At 56.5% G+C, this 19743-nt stretch carries 16 protein-coding genes; 8 read left to right on the top strand and 8 right to left on the bottom strand.

Features of this window, described 5'->3' with window-relative positions:
* Nucleotides 1–12: 12 nt before the first annotated feature.
* Complete coding sequence (locus tag sS8_RS12770) at nucleotides 13–1824, bottom strand: GGDEF domain-containing protein (RefSeq protein ID WP_119629964.1); 1812 nt, start codon at nucleotides 1822–1824, stop codon at nucleotides 13–15.
* A gap of 195 nt (nucleotides 1825–2019) precedes the next feature.
* Here sS8_RS12770 and sS8_RS12765 point away from each other — a divergent pair, with 195 nt between their 5' ends.
* From sS8_RS12765 to sS8_RS12745, 5 genes are all read left to right on the top strand, one after another.
* Entirely contained in the window at nucleotides 2020–2517 is a 498-nt protein-coding gene (locus sS8_RS12765) for a GreA/GreB family elongation factor (RefSeq protein ID WP_119629963.1), read from the top strand.
* Between the two features lie 21 nt (nucleotides 2518–2538).
* The gene (locus sS8_RS12760) at nucleotides 2539–3237 is read left to right on the top strand and encodes a M48 family metallopeptidase (RefSeq protein ID WP_232020626.1); all 699 of its coding nucleotides are present in this window, start codon (nucleotides 2539–2541) and stop codon (nucleotides 3235–3237) included.
* A gap of 4 nt (nucleotides 3238–3241) precedes the next feature.
* Nucleotides 3242–3733: a protein disulfide oxidoreductase gene (locus tag sS8_RS12755; RefSeq protein WP_119629961.1), complete on the top strand. Its 492-nt coding sequence runs from the start codon at nucleotides 3242–3244 to the stop codon at nucleotides 3731–3733.
* 30 nt (nucleotides 3734–3763) lie between these two features.
* Nucleotides 3764–4741 (top strand): NAD(P)H-quinone oxidoreductase, encoded by a 978-nt coding sequence (locus sS8_RS12750; RefSeq protein WP_119629960.1) that lies wholly within the window; start codon nucleotides 3764–3766, stop codon nucleotides 4739–4741.
* Between the two features lie 84 nt (nucleotides 4742–4825).
* A complete protein-coding gene (locus tag sS8_RS12745) occupies nucleotides 4826–5500 on the top strand; it encodes a tetratricopeptide repeat protein (protein WP_145986523.1) in 675 nt (224 codons plus the stop codon).
* 30 nt (nucleotides 5501–5530) lie between these two features.
* Here the strand turns inward: sS8_RS12745 and ppnP are convergent, their stop codons facing one another.
* Nucleotides 5531–5842, bottom strand: a complete 312-nt coding sequence (gene ppnP / locus sS8_RS12740) for a pyrimidine/purine nucleoside phosphorylase (protein WP_119629958.1) — start codon at nucleotides 5840–5842, stop codon at nucleotides 5531–5533.
* 144 nt (nucleotides 5843–5986) lie between these two features.
* On the opposite strand from ppnP, the gene sS8_RS12735 reads away from it, so the two are divergent.
* Entirely contained in the window at nucleotides 5987–6949 is a 963-nt protein-coding gene (locus sS8_RS12735) for a carotenoid biosynthesis protein (protein ID WP_119629957.1), read from the top strand.
* Between the two features lie 64 nt (nucleotides 6950–7013).
* Here the strand turns inward: sS8_RS12735 and sS8_RS12730 are convergent, their stop codons facing one another.
* The 6 genes from sS8_RS12730 to sS8_RS12705 form a co-directional block, all read right to left on the bottom strand.
* Nucleotides 7014–9557 (bottom strand): PAS domain S-box protein, encoded by a 2544-nt coding sequence (locus sS8_RS12730; protein ID WP_119629956.1) that lies wholly within the window; start codon nucleotides 9555–9557, stop codon nucleotides 7014–7016.
* A 60-nt stretch (nucleotides 9558–9617) separates the two neighbouring features.
* Nucleotides 9618–10097, bottom strand: coding sequence for an FKBP-type peptidyl-prolyl cis-trans isomerase (locus tag sS8_RS12725; RefSeq protein ID WP_119629955.1), 480 nt, complete (start codon nucleotides 10095–10097; stop codon nucleotides 9618–9620).
* A 134-nt stretch (nucleotides 10098–10231) separates the two neighbouring features.
* A complete protein-coding gene (locus sS8_RS12720; protein ID WP_119629954.1) occupies nucleotides 10232–12121 on the bottom strand; it encodes an ABC transporter ATP-binding protein in 1890 nt (629 codons plus the stop codon).
* A 309-nt stretch (nucleotides 12122–12430) separates the two neighbouring features.
* Nucleotides 12431–12616 (bottom strand): hypothetical protein, encoded by a 186-nt coding sequence (locus sS8_RS12715; protein WP_119629953.1) that lies wholly within the window; start codon nucleotides 12614–12616, stop codon nucleotides 12431–12433.
* 299 nt (nucleotides 12617–12915) lie between these two features.
* Complete coding sequence (locus tag sS8_RS12710) at nucleotides 12916–13644, bottom strand: endonuclease/exonuclease/phosphatase family protein (protein ID WP_119629952.1); 729 nt, start codon at nucleotides 13642–13644, stop codon at nucleotides 12916–12918.
* Between the two features lie 16 nt (nucleotides 13645–13660).
* Nucleotides 13661–15829 (bottom strand): VTT domain-containing protein, encoded by a 2169-nt coding sequence (locus sS8_RS12705; protein WP_119629951.1) that lies wholly within the window; start codon nucleotides 15827–15829, stop codon nucleotides 13661–13663.
* Nucleotides 15830–16456: 627 nt separating this feature from the next.
* Between sS8_RS12705 and sS8_RS12700 the strand changes: the two genes are divergently transcribed.
* Both sS8_RS12700 and ltrA read left to right on the top strand, forming a co-directional pair.
* Nucleotides 16457–17140, top strand: a complete 684-nt coding sequence (locus tag sS8_RS12700) for a response regulator transcription factor (protein WP_119629950.1) — start codon at nucleotides 16457–16459, stop codon at nucleotides 17138–17140.
* 1242 nt (nucleotides 17141–18382) lie between these two features.
* Nucleotides 18383–19708: a group II intron reverse transcriptase/maturase gene (ltrA, locus tag sS8_RS12695; RefSeq protein ID WP_119632764.1), complete on the top strand. Its 1326-nt coding sequence runs from the start codon at nucleotides 18383–18385 to the stop codon at nucleotides 19706–19708.
* Nucleotides 19709–19743 lie beyond the last annotated feature (35 nt).

Below are 19743 nucleotides of genomic sequence, written 5' to 3'. Positions count from 1 at the left end.
CGGCTCAAGCCGCTAATGCATGAATAACCTACCTTGAGTCGAGACTTCTTCCCAAGTCGATGCCAGTCCGACCACTTCTTCGCCCTCGGCATATTCGACGTGCATCGCGTTTCCGCAAAATTCCTTGGCCTTCTTCTTGGCCATGGACGCCAGTTCCGCGATGACTTCCTTGGTCAATCCAGCGTGGGCGGCGGCTACCGGCACCAGGCCTATGGAAAGGGATACGAATGGAAAATATCGCTTCTCGCCATACCTGTCGCACGCTTCTATACCGCCGATTTGCCTGTCCTTCGCGGTGTAATGCTCCGGTACTAGCGTCTCGAAGGTTTGTAACAATTGCCGGCATCGCTCCTGCCAGTCGGTGCTCCGGAACAGGACGATAAAATCGTCGCCGCCGATGTGTCCCATAAAATCCAGATCGGGATTCGACACTTCCGTCAAAAGGCGGCCTACGAGCTGTATCAGGTCATCGCCGCGCATGTAGCCGTAAACGTCATTATAGGCTTTGAAATTATCGATATCGCAATAGGCAACAACGAAGTCCTCTCGATTCCGCAGGAACTCATCCACTTTCTGCTGAATCAAAACATTACCGGGCAATAGCGTCAGCGGATTAGCGTAGCGGGCTTTGGTAATCTGCAAGTCGGTGATCGTGCTCAGAAGATCCAGGAGCGTGCCCTTGCCGATCAGCCGTCCGTTGTCCGTAATTATGAATTCGCCCGTCTGGTGATTGACTGCGCTGGTCAGGCAGCGGCTGACGTCTTCCAAGGACGTGTGCAAGTCGAATTTGAAAGTCGGCTTGAAGACGAATTCCCGTATGGGTTTTCGGCCGTGCAGGTCGCGTCCGTAGCGGCTGGCTAAAAGGTTCATCAGTTCGTCGCGCAAGACGAGTCCGATGGGTTCGTCGTTGTCCACGATGGCTACCGATTGGAGCGTTTCGCTGATGCGGAACAGGTCGCCGACCTCTTCCATGGTCGCTTGCGGCGAAATGGTCGGAACTTCTTTCAGCAGATGGGCGATCGTCAGTTTTTCCGAGTAGACGTTGCGTTTTTGCCGATCGCTGAACAGTTGCGGGTTCAATGCGATATCAGGTGTTTTTTTCGGTGGAGCGAAATAGAATCCCTGGGCCATGTCGATGCCCAATTTGCGTAAGGCGGCATATTCGTGTTTGTGCTCGATACCTTCGGTAATCGTTTGGCAACCAAGAGATTTGGCGATTTCTATGATGGACTTGATGAACTGGCGCTTGGTCTGGTCTTCGTCGACGCAATCGATGAAATGGCGATCGATCTTGACGAAATCGGGGTTTAGTTCAGACCAGAGCTTGAGGCTGGAATGACCTGCTCCGAGATCATCCAAGGCAACTTTGAAGCCCATGGCGCGGTAGTGTTGCAGGGCATGCTGAAATACCGTCCAGTCCTGAATGGGTTGAGTTTCCGTGATTTCGACAACGACGCGGTCCGGGTCGAGTTTGTGGTTTTGCAGATACATGAGAGTTCGTCCATGAATAAATTCGTCATCGGTCAGCGTTATGGGATTTATATTGATGAAGAGGTGTCCCGCAAGACCGAGTTTGGCGAATTGCCGGACGATCAGCTTGCGGCACAAGAAATCCAATTCCGCGAGGCGTCCGTACTTGGCCGCAGCGGCGAACAGAACGTTCGGCCGATGTAAGAGAGATTCGGAAGGTCCGCGAATCAGGCCCTCGTATCCGAAAATCGCCTGTTTATCCAATGCAACTATCGGCTGGAACAATACGGTTAATTGTTCCAGCGAGAGTATCCGATCCAGCAGGCTCTTGACGTGGACTTCTTGCTTCTGCACTTAGGTCTCGCCGCGGTCGAAGTGTAAGACAGCGTTTTATCGATGAACTATAGCAGTTTGTTTCAGTTTGACCGACAAACATGTACATATAATCGTATGACCCGCTGCGGTATGGCATTCGGCAATGACGCCGAGAGCATTTTCCGGCATGGACTGGTTCCGTGCCTTTCCCGCTAAGATTTTGAGGTGGTTATCATGAGTCGCGCTTTTGTCAAAGAACCGGACGGCGAAGAGATCGGTGGCGGTTTACCTGAACGGCCGCGTAGTTCCTACACCAACTATGTTACTCCGCAAGGATTGGCGCAGCTTCAGTCGCGGGTCCGTGAACTCAGTTCAGAGAGAGATGCCCTGGATGGGAATGACGATCTGGGCGCCCGGCAGCAGCTTAAACAGGTCGAGCGCGATTTGCACTATTACGAGGAGCGTGTTCAAAGTGCCGTGGTCGTGCAGCCGGATGCTCAGGCGGATGACAAGGTTCGCTTCGGTTCGACCGTCGAGGTTCTTGATTCGGACGGTCAGTCGCTGCGTTTTACCATCGTCGGCGAGGACGAGGCGGATGCAAGTCACGAGAAGATAAGTTGGATGTCGCCTTTGGCACGGGCTCTACTGGAGGCTCAAGTAGGGGACGTGGTAACGTGGAAGCGGCCGGTAGGAGACAAGGAACTGGAAGTCGTAGCGATTCGAAAAGGCTGAGCGATGTCGACGAGCTTTCCCATGCCTTATAGCATCCGTCACAGCCGACGAGCCAAGCATCTGCGTCTCGTCGCCAAACCTGAAGGAATCGAACTCGTCGTACCGCCGACCGTCAGCGAATCTCGAGCCCTGGCGTTCTTGCAGAAGCATCGTGGGTGGGCCGAACGCAAGCTTGCGGAAATGCGGTCGGTAACGCCGGAATCCCGGCCGAAAAGAGGTCTGCAAAACGGGGCGACGCTTCCGTTTCAAGGTCGAGAGGTTCCGTTGGTGGTTCGCGAACATGCCGGGCGACGAACTTATATCCGGTATGACGGGCATTTTTTGCTCTCGATACCCGCCGGGGCCTCGGAAAATCAAGATCATCTCGCCCTGAAGGCTCTTTTTGCTTGGACCAGGCTGTGGCTCCGGGACGAGGCCCGCTCGATTGCCGAACGGCACGCACCCCGTTTCGGATTATATCCACGCCAAATCCGGGTCAAGAGGATGACGAGCCGGTGGGGAAGTTGCGGTCCCATGAATGACATCAACTTGAATTGGCTTCTGGCTTTCGCGCCACCGTCGGTTTTGGAATATGTGGTCGTTCATGAGTTGTGTCATATCCGTCACCGAAACCACTCGTTCGATTTCTGGGCGTTGGTGGCTCACCATATGCCCGATTATTCTTCGGAACGCCAATGGCTTCGTCTGAACGGCGCCACCTTGTTGAGACGCTTCGAGTAGCGCCATGATCGGGAAAGTTAAACAAATATTGGTATTCGGCACTACCGCAATCGCGCTGTACATGGGTGTGCAACTGTTTGCCACGCGCAGCCTGGTCGCGGGAACGCCGCCTGCTATCCACACTACCGCATTGGACGGGAGGACCTTCGATATTCCGAATCGGGACGGCCGACCTGCCGTGCTTTACTTCTGGGCAAGCTGGTGCCATATCTGCAAGGCAATGCAGAACTCCATTCGTTCTTTGGCTCGAGATACGTCGTTGGTCAGCGTAGCGCTCTTGTCCGGGGATGAGTCCGAGGTGCGTGAATACGTCAAGCAGGAAGAATTCGAGGTTCCGGTGATACTCGACGAACGTGGCGATATCGGCAAAGAATACGGTGTGCGTGGCGTGCCGGTCGTGTTTATTCTGGGTCCTGATGGCGATATCCGCTTTTCGTCCATCGGCTATACCAGCGAACTCGGCCTACGTCTGCGACTGTGGCTGGCAGGCCTGTAGGGTCATTGATTGAGCGCCGCTCCCGCCAACATGACCGCCATCGAAATCATTCAATGGGGCGGTCCGGAAGTACTGCAAGCCTGTCGGCGGACGACACCGCAGCCGGGACCCGGCGAGGTATTGATCAAGGTTGCCGCGGCCGGTGTGAACCGTCCGGATGTCATGCAGCGCAAAGGGCTTTACCCGCCACCGCCCGGAGCATCGGATATACCGGGGCTGGAAATTGCCGGCGAAATCGTGGCCTTGGGAGATGGGGTAGGCGTACCGGCCGTCGGCTCTTGGGTTTGTGCCCTGGTGACCGGTGGTGGCTATGCCGAATATTGTTCGGCCGCCGCAGCACTTTGTCTGCCGATTCCAAAAGGGCTTGGTCCGGTCGAAGCAGCCGCCGTCCCGGAGACGTTCTTCACCGTTTGGACCAATGTCTTCGAGCGGGGCGGGCTCAGAGCCGGGGAAAGCGTGCTGGTACACGGGGGCGGCAGCGGGATCGGCACCACCGCAATTCAGCTTGCGCGCGTTTTCGGCGCCACCGTGTTCGTAACCGCGGGAAGTGCGGAAAAATGCCGTTTTTGCGAGCGGCTCGGAGCGCGGGCGATCAATTATCGTGAAGAAGATTTTGTCGATCGTATCCAGACGCTGACGGAGGGCAAGGGCGTAAACCTGATTCTCGACATGATCGGCGGTCCTTATCTTCAGCGCAATCTCAGCTGTCTCGCAGTTGATGGCCGGCTCGTCGTGATCGCGGTTCAGGGGGGGGCTAAAGCCGAAATTAACTTGCTGCCTATTTTCCTGAATCGCCTGACTTTAACCGGCTCGACCTTGAGACCACGAAGCGTGAACGAGAAAGCCGCGATCGCCAACGCACTTAGGCAGAACGTGTGGCCTTTGCTCGAGTCGGGCCAGGTCAAGCCGGTGGTTTACGCCAATTATCCATTGGTCGAAGCATCGGAAGCTCATAGCTTGATGGAAAGCGGCCGACACGTCGGTAAGATCGTTTTGTCGGTCGTTTAAGCACGAATCGGCTTACGCGCCTTTTTTAACATCAGGAAACCGAAATAAATCGTGCCCTTTTCCGTGAAGAAGAGATCCTCCCTTGTGACGATATTTGCCGCGAGCGTCGCGCTGGTTTCTCCGGCATTCGTTTCGGCCGGATTCGAAGAAGGCATGACAGCCATCGAAAGCCGCGACTATGCCAAGGCGTACGCGGAATTCAAGCCTCTGGCGGAGCAGGGCATGCGCGAGGCCCAAGTCAATTTGGGCAATCTTTACATGAGAGGGCTCGGTGTGGCGCAGGACTATGCCGAGGCCAAGCACTGGTACGAGCAAGCGGCCCGGCAGGGCGATGCGCAGGCCGAGAGCAAGCTCGGCATTCTTTATTTTTACGGTTTGGGGGTGCCGATCGAGATGAGCGAGGCGGCACGCTGGTTCAGTAAAGCGGCCGAGCGGGGCGAAGCCAGCGCTCAGGCGGTACTGGGGGCGCTTTATGTCTCCGGCAGCGGTGTAGAAAAGGATAATGCTCAGGCCTACTTCTGGTATACGCTGGCTGCGGAACAGGGAAATCAAAACGCGGCCCACGGCAAGAACAGCCTGGTCGAAGAGATGACTCCCGGAGAAATGGCCTCGGCTTTGGATCGTCTCGCCGAGTGGCAGAAGCAAAAAGAGGCGGCCGAGGCGCTATCGGCGGAAAACAAGTCCAAGCCGAAGAAATCTTCGGCACGAAAAGGTGGGAAGGCACCGAAGTCGGCCGGTAAAAAGGCCAGGTCGAAGTGAATATCCGCTTTCGCTTGACTTTCGTTTGTCTCAAGCGAAGTGGCAAACGTAATCCAGCATTTCCGTCACATCGATGTCGAACCGGCTGTCGCCCGGCACCTGGAATGAATCGCCGGCCCGAAAAGTCTTCCATTCCGTTTCGCCCGCCAAGCGCACTCGACAGGTGCCGGCATTAATTTCCATGGTTTCCGGCGCAGCGGTGTTGAAAGTCAGGGTGGAAGGAAAGATTACGCCGACGGTCTTGCGGCTGCCGTCCGGAAAAAGGACGGTATGACTGACACATTGACCTTCAAAATAGACATTGGCTTGCTTGATGATGCTGACATTGTCGAATTGAGACATGCTGGTTCCTTCGGGACAAAGCCGACATTATACGTGACAGCCGCTGCACCGGCATTTGAAGACATGGGCGTGAATTCGGGCAGGCTGGCCGACAAGATCGCTGCCGGTTAATATGAGCGGTTTCGTGAGTACCGCAGCTGTCGAATGTTAGAGCAACTTTTCTGGTCATTGACCCATCGTCCATACATCACGGTCTTTCTGATCGCGTTCTTGTTGCTTTCCTGGCTGGAGCAAGGCGCTTTGCGAACGTGGATTTGGATCATCATCAGCTACTCGGTGGCTTTGCTCGCAGAGTGGGGAAGTATCAATTACGGGATTCCGTTCGGAAGGTATGTCTATCATTACGAGGCGCTGAGCAACGATTTGGTCGTTTTCGGCGTGCCTTTCTTCGACAGTCTGTCGTTTTCCTTTCTCAGCTACGTCAGTTTCTCGCTGGCGCAGTTCTTCATGTCTCCCTTCTGGATCAAAGCGTACGACGTGCAGCGGGTTACCTCGGTCGAGATTCGAAACTCGGTGTCCGTGCTGTTGCTCGGGGCGTTTCTCATGCTTGTCGTCGACCTCATCGTCGATCCCATAGCCAACCTCGGCAAGTACTGGTTTCTGGGAGATATTTATCATTATCCCGATCCCGGCGTTCACTTCGGAGTGACCCTCGAAAATTACGCCGGATGGTACATCGTTGCGACGGTAACGATTTTCCTGAACCAACATATCGATCGGTATTTATTGGATCGGGAGAAAAGGCGGGGAGAACCGGTCGAGCTGGCTTATGTGCCGTGTAAGGGATTATTCGCACCGCTTTTCTGGAGCGGTATCGTCATCTTTCAGCTGGGGGTGACCTATTGGCTGGCTTATGGCGGAGAGGTCTTACCGGACCAGGAACGCCTGAAGTTGCAGGCCCTCACCGGCAGCTTCATCATCGCCCCGATCCTGGTGCTCGCTGCGGCGCAGTTGGTCAAGCCTTTCAACCGCGTGAGCGGCGATGACATTCGGGAACACATCAGCACTTATCCATCGGGACCTGCCGGTGGACCCAAGGTTGCAATACCCGTCACGCCTCCGGCCTCATCGCTCGCCGGCGAGGCGCGAGACCACGAAGGTTCGTAGCGATTCCGCCATCATACGAGCCCGTATCCGAGGGCGATTGCCTTCATTCGGCAAACTGGCCGGATTAGGAAATGTTCGCGAGGCTCGGCTTCTTATGAGCACCGGCGCTCGCATAGCGCCAGCTCAGACCCAGGGATTTTTGCAAACTCGCGAGCATATCCCCGAGGTCTACGGGTTTGGTGATAAAGTCATCGAAGCCCGAAGCCAGGCACATTTCCCTGATGTCGTCGAACGCATGGGCAGTGACCGCGATAACCTTGACGTTACGCCCGAATTCCGTTTCCCGCAAATGCTTGACGGTTTCCGTCCCATCCATATCGGGCATCAGGAGATCGATCATGATCAGGTCGGGCTTGAATACCGCGAATTTGGCCAAGCATTCTCTGCCGCTCGTGCCGGTTTCTATGGCGAAGTCCATGGATTCCAGCAGGGCCGACAACATCGCCAGGTTGTCGGAATTGTCGTCCACGAGCAAGATTCGCCGTTTCCTCCCCATGTATCCGATGATCTGAGTTTCGTCGGCCTTCAATGCCGACGGATTCGACGCTACCGGCAATGTCAGGGAAACCGTGAAGACGCTGCCCTTCCCGCGGGTGCTCTGCACGTCGATTCGTCCGCCCATCGCATCCACCAGCCGCTTGCTTATCGCTAGCCCAAGACCCGTACCCTCCGTAGAGTCGTGGTCGGCCAGTTGCTCGAAGGCCAGAAAAATCCGTCCTATGTCCTCTTCAGCGATACCGAGCCCGGTATCTTCGATCCGAAAGTGGACGGTATCTGCGTGATTAAAGACTTTCAGAGCGGCATAGCCCTGACGGGTGAACTTTATGGCATTACCCAGAAGGTTGATCAGAATCTGCCGCAATCTTTTTTCGTCGCCGAGCACATATTCCGGTAGAGTGGGCGCTTTTTCATAGTTAAAACCAATGCCTTTGTTTATCGCTCGGAACTCAAAAATCTCGGCAATGCCATCGATGAATTCCGAAAAATGGAAAATGGAATTTTCCATCTCCAGCCTACCCGCTTCTATTTTTGATAAATCGAGGAGATCGTTGATCAGAGTCAACAGATGATTTCCGGAACGGCTGATGTAGCTCAGGTATTCTTTGTGTTTTTGAGTTATATCGCTCTGTTTTTGAAGTACCTGGGTAAATCCGAGTATGCCGTTTAACGGAGTCCTCAGTTCATGGCTGATATTGGCGAGAAACTCGGTCTTGGCTCGATTTGCCGCTTCGGCGGTCTCTTTGGCCTCCCTCAAAGCGAGCTCGCCTTGCTTGCGCTCGGTAATATCGACCCAGGCACCGATCGCCTCCGTTACGTTTCCCTCCGAATCCCGAAGCAATCTTATTTTGTCGTGAATCCATCGGTACGAACCGTCCTTGTGCCGAAACCGGTATTGATGCGTCATTTCGCTCTGGCTGATCAGCAAACTCTGAATTTCGAGCGCGGCGGCGCGGTCTTCCGGATGGACATGATTGATCCAGAAGTTCTCTTCGAGATACCAACAGCGCGGCTCATAGCCGGTTGCCGAGGTTATGGTTTCGCCTATGAAATCGACTTTGAAAGGGGCTTTCGGGTTGTTCGTCGGGGACAGGATGTAAATTACGGATGGACTGGTATTAACGATGTATTCGAGTCGGTTTTGGGAGTGTTCCAATTTTTCCTGTTGGGTACGCAATGCGCATTCCAACTGCTTATAGTTCGTGATATCGGTAAACACCGCCTGGATCAGTTGTTTTTGATTAAGCTGGACGACCTTGGTGGTGACGCGAACATTCCGTACTATGCCGGTCCTGGTGACATGCTCGGTTTCGAATACATCGCTACCGGTATCCCGGGTTTTCTCGATGTGTTGTCGGATATCTTCTTCCGTTTCCAGTCGATCGACATCGCTAATCCGCAAATTGCTGAATTCCTCTCGGCTATATTCGAGGTTTTGATGGGCTTTCGGATTGAAGTCGATGATCTTTCCGCTCTCTATGTCCACTAATACCAACGCGTCCGGCATTTGCTCGAATAATGTGCGATAGCGGCTTTCCGATTCGCGCAACGATTCCTCGACACGGAGACGCACCAGGATTTCGTCTTCAAGTTGGGCATTGGCCTCGACAAGCTGCGCGGTGCGCTCTTCCACCATTTTTTCCAGATTGGCGTTCAGCTGGCGGATTTCCCGACCTTTTCGCTTGCGTTCTTCGATCTCGTGCTGCAGCTGCCGGTTGGTTTGTTCGAGCTTGGCGGGACTCGGAAGCTTCAGGGCATGGGGGATCAGCGGCCATAACAGGACCGAAGTAGCGATCGAGACCAGCCCGGTGAACAGCTTCACGATTCCGTCAAGCACGTAATCGGGGCGCCAGATCGTCCAAATTGCCATGAGATGGGTCGCCCCGCAGGCCATGATGAAGATGCCGAACAAGACGAAGATCCAGCGAAATTCGAGATCCTGGCGCTTGATGACGAAATAGATCAGTGCTGCGGGAATGGCGAAATAAGCCGCTGCAATCAGAGAGTCCGACAGGATATGAAGGAGCAGCAGGTCGGAGCGCCAAAGTAGGCATGTGCCGTGGGGGATGAAATCCTTGATCGTCTGAGAATCGAACAGATTTTGGAACATGGGAGGCTTATCTGTAGTGAAACCGCATCCATTTGCCGAGGTCTGATCATGCTTCCGGAGCTAATCCGTAGAATTGACTTTCACCAGTTCCACATCGAAGATCAGAGCGGAGTTCGGCGGAATGACACGACCTACGCCGCTTTTGCCGTAAGCCAATTTGGGCGGAATGAAAAAGCGATACTTGGCGCCTTCTTTCATGAGCTGCAAACCTTCGGTCCAGCCGCGGATGACCCCGTTTAAAGGAAAACTCACGTTTTCGCCGCTGTCGAACTCCTGACCGGAAATAAGACTGCCCCGGTATTTGACGGTTACAGTGTCCGTGGCTTTGGGTGAAATGCCCGTGCCTTCGTCGAGAATCATGTACTGCAGGCCGCTTGCGGTACTCAGGACGCCGGGTTTTTTCTCGTTCTCGACCAGGAACTTCAAGCTTTCCTTCTTATGTTTTTCAGCATCGGCCGATGACGGCGGGGCGCAGGAGGACAACCCGAGAACGACAAGCGCAACCGCAACCGCTCGGGGTAAAAATCCGAGTTTCTTCATTGTTCTTACACTCCTTCTTGGAATTGATGGGCGAACCGGGCGCCGAATCTTACGGGCTTCGATGTGTGGCACATTGACGAACGACGAAAAGCCGAGTTCGAATCGCGGCTCGTGTGATCGCGCGAATCACGTTTTTACTCGGCTGGGCTTGCTTCTGCAAGAGTAGCATCCAGCTGGGCGTCCGGTGTGTGGCCGGTGTAAGCAGAGAATTCCTGTCTGGTATCGGGAAGGAATCCGCCCGCCTGCATGGTCCACAACTTCTGATAAAAGCCTTTTGCCGCCAGCAGTTCCTCATGGTTCCCGTCCTCGACGATACGGCCCCGGTCGAACACCAGGATACGGTCGAGATGGGCAATAGTGGACAGGCGGTGGGCGACGACGATAACCGTTTTCCGTCCCATTGCCAGATCCAGATTTTCCTGAATGGCCTTTTCCGTAATCGAATCCAGGCTGGACGTGGCCTCGTCGAGAATCAAGATCGGTGCGTCTTTGACCATCACCCGTGCAATCGCGATACGTTGCCGCTGGCCGCCGGACAATTTGACGCCGCGTTCGCCGACTAGGGATTCGTAACCGTCTTTCATGCCTTCGATGAACTCGTCGGCGCGGGCCATTCGCGCGGCAACGGCGATGTCGGCATGATCCGCGTCCAAGCGTCCGTAGCGAATATTCTCCTTCAGCGAACGATGGAACAAAGTCGGATCTTGCGGAATCAGGCTGACTTGTTCGTGAAGTGAATCCTGAGTGACATGGGCGATGTCGGTGCCGTCGATCAATACCTGACCACCCTGAGGCTCGTAATAGCGGAGGATCAGCCCGACGAAGCTGGATTTTCCCGAGCCCGAGAACCCGACCAAGCCGACTCGCTGGCCGGGTTCGATGACAACGCTCAAGCCGTCGAATACACACTGTCCCGGCACGTAGCTGAAGCGGACGTCGCGGAACTCGATGCGTCCTCGGGAAATTCTCAGCGGCTGCGCCTCCGGCGCATCGACAATGTCGTGCGGTTTGACGATGGTGGTTACACCATTGCTGACATTGCCGACGTATTCGAAAAATTCCAGAAAGCGACGGCTGAGGTTGCGGGCATCGCCGATGATCAAAAGCGCCAGTCCGGCGCTCATGGCGAAGTCGCCGACGCCAATCAAACCTTGGTCCCAAAGCTTGAGGGCAAAGTAAATCGTGCCCACCTTCAGTGCTGCCGCGGAAAGGAATTGAAACCAGCGGACCCGTTCCATGTACCAGAAGGTCCGGCGACCGGCTTTGACCTCGGTTTCCAGATAACGGTTGAGATATTCGCGTTCATGATAAAAGCGTGCGAACAATTTGACGTTCAGTATATTGGTCACGGAGTCGACGATCTTGCCGTTCACCTGACTGCGGGTTTCGGCATAATCCTGAGCGTACGGGCGACAGCGTTTGGCCAGCCAGAACGATACGCCTACGTAGACCAGGACCCAGGCGGCTACGAACCCTCCGAGATCCGCGTGAGTCCGCAGCAGCAGTGTAACGGATACGGCGAAGACGACGCCTATCGGCCAGAAATCGAACAACACGGCCCAAACGGTATGATTGACGCTCATCGCGGTTTCGGTGATCCGATGAGCGAGTGCGCCGGCAAAGTGCCCGCTGAAGTAGCGGACCGAATGGTGCTGCAGATAGGCGTACAGCATTTCGGTGGTCCTCTGGCGCAAGCGAGGACCAGCCACGATCAGGCAGGCGCCGCTGGCTCGGCTGAACAGGATTTCGGCGACATTCAGCGCGGCGAAAAGCAGCAGGGGCGTTTTCAGGCGCTCGATCAGCGGAGCCGCATTACCGTCCGCCGCCGTCACTCCGTCGATGATTTGTCCGATGGCATACGGTACCAGGATATTGCTTGCGGCCTGCCCCGTTTCCAGAATCAGCATCAGCAATAGCCATCCGCGAAAACCCCCCATGCAGTGAATGATGAACCGAAACCCGGTATCGGGCAGAGCAGGAGCGGAAGCCGCGCGTTTAAAGGCAAAATACTTCGAATTGTTCATGTAAAAAGTGCAAGAATCCGGAGGCAATGGAAGCGGTGCTCACATCTGGAGCGAACAGGAACGATGCGCACGAGCCCTGAATATCTCGTCGGCCACCGCTTATGGGCAGCAGGACGAGACTTTGGTCACGAAAGGCGCAAGGACGGTGTAATGACGATACGCAGACGGCGGGCGAACATGCCCGGCCCTGCCCCATTACGGTCCCCGGATCCGCCGGGGCAACGAACAGGCAGGGCCTCGAGTCCTCAGGGTTACAGGGATGGCCGAAAAGCTCGGACGAATGACGCTGCGTTTGACCGGAAGCGTTCGCTAACCGGTCTGCGCACGAAAGCCGGAATCGAATCCGATCGAATGCGGGCGTTCGTACCGGTCTTCGCTATCGGCATCCATCTCGTCTTCAGGTTGGATACGGATATCCAGCCTATCGACATCGTCTGCCCATTTATCCAGGAGTGCCGGCAGACTCTTTCTCAAATAGTCTCCTTTGATTCTCATGGTACTTTCCTTAACTTTGAGTGAGTTGGCGTATTTTTATCCTGTACCTCGGCAATGCCTCGGCACTCAAGTTATAAGGAAAATCAGGTTGCGGGTAAATCAGAAATCCTTATGCAAGATTCCTGATTCATAAGAACCACGTGCCATCGGTGCGATGGCGGGGCGTTATTAACCCGGCCCATGAGAATGGGCGGGCTCAATCCGGGAGTGAGGCGCCCCCGGCGCGGCGACAAGCCGCGTGAGCCAGATCTAAGCATGTACCGGCCTTTGGCGGCGGCCCGTAAATACCCTTTTGGTTTTTACGGGCCTGATGAATCAGGACCGGAAAGTTCGTGGTCCATGGCCGGTGCCTTCAATACGGCACGCAACGGCAGGTGATCGGAAGTTTCGCGTGCCAGGGGCGTGGCATACGCGGCGATATCCGCGAGCATTTCGCGTGGTTTGACCCAGATTCGGTCGAGAGGGAACAGTGGATAGATGGACGGGTAAGTCGCGATATCGGGGATATGGCCGAAATGATTGCGCAGCCAACGCAAAGGCCTTCCCCATAGAAACCACTCGTTGAGATCGCCGAAGAGGAGCGTCGGTGGCTCGGCATTAGCCAGAATGCTCAGAATGCGGGTCATTTGCTTTCGCCGCTCGCCGGGAAATAATCCCAGATGGGTACCGATCGCGCGAAGCGGCCCGCAGGGGCTCTCAACCGAGAGATCGATCGCGGTACGGGGCTCTCTGTTAGGAATGCTGAGATCGACCCGCCTGATATTGCGAACCGGCAGCCGGGTAAGAATGGCGTTTCCATAATGTCCGTTCCGGCGCAGCAGCGTCGGGCCCGGAACCGCCCGGTAGTGTAACCGGGCGGCAAAATGCTGAAGCAAATCGAGAGCGACCTTGGGTTCCCATTGCAGCTCCTGAAGCGCGATGAGGTCTGCATTGAGTTCGCGAATGATCGTCAAGACTCGCTCGGGATCGTAACGGCCATCACGGCCGACGCAGTCGTGAACGTTGTATGTTGCAACGACCAATGACATGACTCGGCCGGCCCCGCTATCCTACCGAGCCGCCGGCGCATGCCGCATTTTCCACTTCCCGCCGGCGCAGCCATCGATAGGTGGCGAAGGCAGCAGTTCCGATAACGATGGCGGAACCGACGAGCAAGGCGATGTTGACCGGGCTGGGATGATGTACCGCGGCCGCCAAGCGATCGGAGAAAACCGTGATGGCCAGGGTGCCCGGGACCATGCCGAAGATCGTTCCGAGTAAAAAATCGCGGAAACGGATGTGAGAGGCTCCTGCGACCAGGTTGACCACGGTGAACGGCGCAACCGGTATCAGCCGAACCGTGAGCATGGCAAGTAAGCCACGATGGCGCAGCCAACGACTGAGCGTATTGAGCCTACTACCGCCCAGTCGTCGCACGAGATCTCGACCGAAGACTTGGCCGAGCGCAAAGGTGAGGGAGGCGCTGATCAGCGATCCGAGAATAGCGTAAACGAAACCCGAGGTAGGACCGAACACTACGGCGGTGACAAAGATCACGAGTGTGATCGGTATCGCCGTCAGGGCGGCGATGATATAGGCTCCGATGACCCATACCGGTGTTGCCGGAATCCGCTGAAACGTGCGTCCAACACTGATCAGCGTCTCTTTGTCCAGCCAGTCGTGCAGCGGGCCCCAGCGCCACGCGGCGGCAAGCGCTCCGATCGCCGCCAGTAGGCTGAGGGTGGCGGTAATCCGCTTGCGGGCGGAGGGCCTATGCTCGACCGGAATCAGTTCGTCGATCAAACGGTCCGGATCGATAGGCGCCTCCGGATCGACCACGCTGGCCTGGGGCAGCAGAGCGTCGGCCTCGGGTGATACCTCACCTTCCAGGTGCCTGAGTGTGTGTGCGTTTCCGCGCAAACTTTCGATGCCGCGAATCAGCGATCCCTCGTTTCTGATGGCCTGTTCCACTCGATCGGTACCTACGCCCAGATGCTCGGCGAGCAATCGGTTCCGCAAGCCGGCAATCGCCGTAGCAGTCTCGGCGTCGGTTGCTTCCACGGCCAGATTGCATTCAGTGTCCAGCCCCATCGAGCGATTGTTCAGATTCGCCGAGCCGACCAGTGCGAGGCGGTCGTCCACCACCATCAGTTTGGAATGTACATTGATGCACTGTTCGTCCAGACCTTCGCAGTGAGGATAATAGATGCGGAATTTGCGGTATCGGTCGGCTGCCCGAAGGCGGCGGAGTAGGCGGGCCCGCAGCACTTCCATTGTGGTTTGTTCGAGCCAGCCGCCGCCGGTCAGCCGTGATACGACCACGACCTCGGGTGGAGACGGTTGGCGCAGCCGAAATTCGAGCAGAGAACCTATCGAGGATGCCGTGAGATATTGGTTTTCGATGTAAATCGTATCCTTTGCCGACTTGATAGCATCGAGGTAAAGCTGCCGGAGCTCGAGGATTTCGCCTGCGCCGTTGAAGCGCGGTATGGTGCGGGAGATCGCGATGTCTACATTGCGAATGTCCGGGGCTATCGACGGTGGCCAGGGATCCGTCGCGGCATGATTGCCGATGCCGAGTTCGCAGCCCGTCGCCAGGCGCCAGCGCTCGCGAACCAAAACCCCGAGCGCCGCCGCGGCCGCTCCGTCCGCCATCATTTGGACGTCGTGGACCGGCGGATAGGCTTGCCCGTTGGATCTTCGCCGGTAAGGTGCATTAGGCTCATGGTCAGGCGTATCCCAGCGCTCCTGCGCGAGATCCATGCCACCGACAAAAGCCACGGCATCGTCGATAACCACGATTTTCTGGTGATGCGAAGCACCGACTGGATGCCTGCCGTCCAGATAGAAATGCAGGTGCCGATGGCTTTGCCAACCAAGGGTATAGATGGGCAGGACTTCGCGGCCGGCTGCATAAAGCATTGCGAAATCCCAGTTCAAGATGTAGACCTCCAGTCCGCGTCGGTGGTCGGCGAGTGATTTTAGAAAGTCGCCGAGCTGGATCGGAAATCCGTCGTTGACGCCGTCCTGAACCAGCTTGGTTCGGCTGTCGATATCCCAGCCGACAATGAAAATAGCGTGCCGAGCGCGGATCGCTGCCTCCCGTAAGGCAGGAAAATACGCCGAACTGTCGATCAGGAACGAAACCCGGCTGGCATGGGCGCTGCGCCAGCAGTTGCTTCCCGGCCGGAGTATCCGGTTCTCGACGTTTTCATGGGCGTCGAAAGTCCTCATCGTTTGCCTTGGCCATGGTCTTGAGGTTTTTGAAACAGCCGGAGTATGTTTTGCGCTCGCTTGGCGGAAACCCCGGTAATATACGGCTGGATCTCTTTTAGTTGTTTGACAAGTTCCGGCCCGCATTTCTCAACCTCTTCCAAGCGCGTCATCGCGCCGAGCGTGCCGGGCGTCGAGGGCGCGGGTCCCCGTCAAGAGATTTTTGTCGGATTCCACAGAGGGGGGGAACCGCCACGTCGCCCGAGCCGTCAGGACCCGGCGAGCACCCGTCAGGGCTCCATGTACACGGTGGATCCCCCTTAAGCGGCGCCGATGGCCACGGCAAGCTACTGAGTAGGCTGAAACCAAGGTTCTCGTGACTTGGGTTTGGGCGTATGATCGGGTGTCATATCTTCCCGAAAAGTCCAAATCCATCGGGCGGGAGGCGGTCTTGGCGATTGAGTCGGGAGACTGCGCCAGAAAGGCCGGCAAGCGGCGAGGTGTCCGACGGCAATCTTCCGCGGGTTCTACGCATGTAAAGCCTTTTCTGATGTAAGCTTAGGTTTACATGGGTATCTTTGGGACGATAGGATAACGCTATCGCCAACTAATTTTCGTGCCGGTTTGGCTGCATATTCGTATATACAAATGCATGACCTTCATGGAAAATACCGTCCGCATACCCTCGAAACCATACTAATTGAAAAGGCGTTAGATATGGCTGTTAATGGACTAACAGTTTTCATCGTCGACGATGACCCTGATGTGTGCGATGCCTTGGCAGCGCTGTTGAGGGCGGAGGGCTTTGTTGTGGAAACCTACCTGTCCGGGCCCGATTTCCTCGCCTCGGTAAAGCCCGAGCAACATGGATGTTTAATTCTGGATATCAACCTCCCTCTGATTTCCGGATTGGATCTGCAGCAGATCCTGACCGAGAGGGGTTTCAATCTCCCCATAATCTTCCTGACGGGGTTTGGCGATGTGCCAAAATCGACGGCAGCCTTCAAGGGCGGAGCCGTGGACTTCCTCGAGAAACCCGTGGACGCCGACGTTCTGATCCCGGCTATACGAAATGCACTCGCGCTGAGCTACCAACGCCATGAAGAAAAGTCGCGGCAGCATGAACTCGATGCTCTTTATGCCAACCTGACACCCCGCGAAAAGGAAATCTTGGTGTATCTTGCGCGAGGCTATTCGGCCAAACAGGTCGGAAAGGCATTGGGTATCAGTCATCGTACCGCCGAAATTCACCGTGCCCGCATTATGGAAAAGCTGGGCGTTCAATCGCTTGCCGACCTCGTGGCCCTTGCGATTCAAATGGGGATCCGTTAATCAGCAAGTTCAGATCCTATCGGTAGAGGTCTGGTCTTGGTTTAACCGGTACGATTTGGTGCGGGCTGGAGAGCGTCGTGCCGACGGATCCGTTTTGGCTTGAGCCGGTGCCTAAGAGGGTATTTGGGGAGCTAGACGCAGTATTCGTCGGGCAAGGGATTTCCGATCAACGCCTTGATCTGTTGTCATATCGGCTCCATCGGACGGGAAAGAATTCCCGAAGTCCGGATTGCGGGCGCCCCTTCGGCGAGCTCAGGACAGGCCCTTCGGCGAACTCAGGATAGGCTCGCCCTCGGCCGCTTGCGGCGCGTCCCGCACACCGGCCAATCCTGCCGAGCGAACCCCGCGATCGTAAGTCTCCCTCCGAATGCGTAAAAAGTCTTGGAACGAGCAAGACCGAATTACACTGTACTTGGTTTTGGTCCTTCGGGGTTCTGCCTCACGGACCGTGGCCGGCGGTACATGGCTTGTGGTCCGAATGATCCGGGAAGCGGCAGTTGGACGTGCTCGACTGTGCGGCGGGCGGGTGCTTGCCGCCGGAGCATTTTCAAACCTGCTGTCGGGCACTCGCGAGTCGGGAATCCATTTCCGACAGTGCCGTTTCCGGGTTGATACGCCGAGATGGCGCATTCAATCCGTTGCTGATACAAATACGTTATCGCGCCGAGCAAAGCTCGGCGTATCTTGCGGGGTGGAAGTCCCCGTCGGGTAAGGGCTAGCCACCCGCCCGTATCGAGTCTTGGACTTGCGGCGGAGTGCGGAGGCACGAACACAAGGCAGGATAAGCGTAGACAGAGAATCCTGTAGGCCGTAGGGGTGGTCGCGCCCCCTGAAGTGCGGGTACAGCTTCGAAAAGCTCAATCCGGATGCCGAGGGTCTTAACGTGCACCGAAGGCAACACAGAAGCACCCGTATATGGCGAGGGTGTGGAGATCCGGCGGAGTCCTCAGGCCGTGGCATGCAGGAAGAGATACGTCGTAGAACTCGGGAAGCCCCGGAGAGGCACCTGGGGTGGTCTGTCCGCTCGCAAGGCATGCGGCTGTTGAGGCACGAAGGGGAAACCCGGAAACAGGGTTAGACCGAAGCCTAAACGAGGGGGAAGAAACGGACCATGCCAGGTGGGTCGCTGCGAGGCGGCTAGGAGCCCCTGGGGTGTCTTATCAGGCAGAGTACTCTGAGCACGGGAAAGCCGTGTACATGGGAAAGGACCTGACGGAAGTACGTAGCCCGCAAAGGAAACTCATGCCGGACACAGTCGGACTGGAACAACACGAGCAAACCTCACTGCGGGGAATAGCACGGCGGGCGCAGACCTGCAAAGACCACCGTGTTCGGGACCTCTACCGGTGCCTGGATGGCCCGTTACTCCACCGCTGCTGGCGCGACCTGAACAAGCGAGCGGCCAGTGGCGTGGACGATGTAACGGGACAGGCGTACGAGCAGGACCTCACCGCCAGCATCGAGTCACTGGCGGAGCGACTGAAGACAAAACGCTACCGGGCCAAACGGGTCCGACGCGGCTACATCCCCAAGGAAAACGGCGGCGAACGCCCGCTGGGGATCCCCGCTCTGGAAGACCAGTGGGTGCAGCTCGCCTGCGCCAAGCTGTTGGGCGCCATCTACGAGCAGGACTTCCTGCCCGTCAGTTATGGCTACCGTCCCGGGCGAGGGGCCAAGGATGCGGTTGGCGATCTCGGGTTCAACCTTCAATACGGCAAGATTGGACACGGGGTGGAGGCCGACATCAAAGGCTTCTTCGACACCATCGATCACGACTGGCGACTGGAAATGTTGAGCCTGCGGATCGACGACCGGGCTTTTCTCAACCTCATCCGTAAATGGCTGAAGGCGGGCATACTGGACACCGACGGGCAGGTACTGCACCCGGTGACCGGGACCCCGCAAGGCGGCATCGTGTCGCCGATACGGGCCAACGTCTACTTGCACTATGCCTTGGATCTTTGGTTCGAGCGCAGGGTCAAGCCACGTTGCGGCGGTCAGGTCATTCTCATCCGCTACGCGGATGACTTTGTCTGCGCCTTCCAGTATCCGCATGATGCCGAGCGGTTCTACCGAGTGCTGCCGAAGCGCCTGCATAAGTTTGGGTTGCAGGTGGCCCCGGAGAAGACCCGCATCCTCCGTTTCAGCCGCTTTCACCCCGGACTCCCTCGCCGCTTCGCGTTCCTTGGCTTCGAGCTGTACTGGCGCCTGGACTGGCGAGGTGAGCTGCGGGTCATGAAGCGCACGGCGCGAAAGAAACTGCAAAGCGCCAAGCGACGGATGAAAGAGTGGATCAGGGCCAACCGCCACCTACGCGGTCGCCAGTTTGTACTGGAGCTGAACCGTAAGTTGGTGGGACACTACAACGACTTCGGGCTGCGGAGCAATGAGCAGTCGCTGAACAGTTTCTACACCGGGACGATTCAGTGTGCCTTCAAGTGGCTCAATCGTCGGGGTGGGAAGCGGAGCAGCTTTAACTGGGCTCAGTTCAGCGCAGCGCTGGAGAAGTTAAAGGTGGCTTTGCCCCGGACAACCGAGAAGCGGCGCGAGCCTGTGGCCTTTGTATAACAACGCGCTCGTCGCGAAGGCGAGTACAACCGAGG

The sequence above is a fragment of the Methylocaldum marinum genome, from assembly GCF_003584645.1.
Lineage (GTDB): Bacteria > Pseudomonadota > Gammaproteobacteria > Methylococcales > Methylococcaceae > Methylocaldum > Methylocaldum marinum.
This window is presented reverse-complemented; position numbering and strand designations above follow the sequence as displayed.

Coding starts and splice junctions, on each gene's coding strand:
- sS8_RS12765 (WP_119629963.1), top strand. CDS start 2,020: ATGAGTCGCGCTTTTGTCAAAGAACCGGACGGCGAAGAGATCGGTGGC.
- ppnP (WP_119629958.1), bottom strand. CDS start 5,842: ATGTCTCAATTCGACAATGTCAGCATCATCAAGCAAGCCAATGTCTAT.
- sS8_RS12715 (WP_119629953.1), bottom strand. CDS start 12,616: ATGAGAATCAAAGGAGACTATTTGAGAAAGAGTCTGCCGGCACTCCTG.
- ltrA (WP_119632764.1), top strand. CDS start 18,383: ATGCCGGACACAGTCGGACTGGAACAACACGAGCAAACCTCACTGCGG.
- sS8_RS12700 (WP_119629950.1), top strand. CDS start 16,457: ATGCATGACCTTCATGGAAAATACCGTCCGCATACCCTCGAAACCATA.
- sS8_RS12710 (WP_119629952.1), bottom strand. CDS start 13,644: ATGTCATTGGTCGTTGCAACATACAACGTTCACGACTGCGTCGGCCGT.
- sS8_RS12730 (WP_119629956.1), bottom strand. CDS start 9,557: ATGTTCCAAAATCTGTTCGATTCTCAGACGATCAAGGATTTCATCCCC.
- sS8_RS12750 (WP_119629960.1), top strand. CDS start 3,764: ATGACCGCCATCGAAATCATTCAATGGGGCGGTCCGGAAGTACTGCAA.
- sS8_RS12760 (WP_232020626.1), top strand. CDS start 2,539: ATGCCTTATAGCATCCGTCACAGCCGACGAGCCAAGCATCTGCGTCTC.
- sS8_RS12720 (WP_119629954.1), bottom strand. CDS start 12,121: ATGAACAATTCGAAGTATTTTGCCTTTAAACGCGCGGCTTCCGCTCCT.
- sS8_RS12735 (WP_119629957.1), top strand. CDS start 5,987: ATGTTAGAGCAACTTTTCTGGTCATTGACCCATCGTCCATACATCACG.
- sS8_RS12755 (WP_119629961.1), top strand. CDS start 3,242: ATGATCGGGAAAGTTAAACAAATATTGGTATTCGGCACTACCGCAATC.
- sS8_RS12725 (WP_119629955.1), bottom strand. CDS start 10,097: ATGAAGAAACTCGGATTTTTACCCCGAGCGGTTGCGGTTGCGCTTGTC.
- sS8_RS12705 (WP_119629951.1), bottom strand. CDS start 15,829: ATGAGGACTTTCGACGCCCATGAAAACGTCGAGAACCGGATACTCCGG.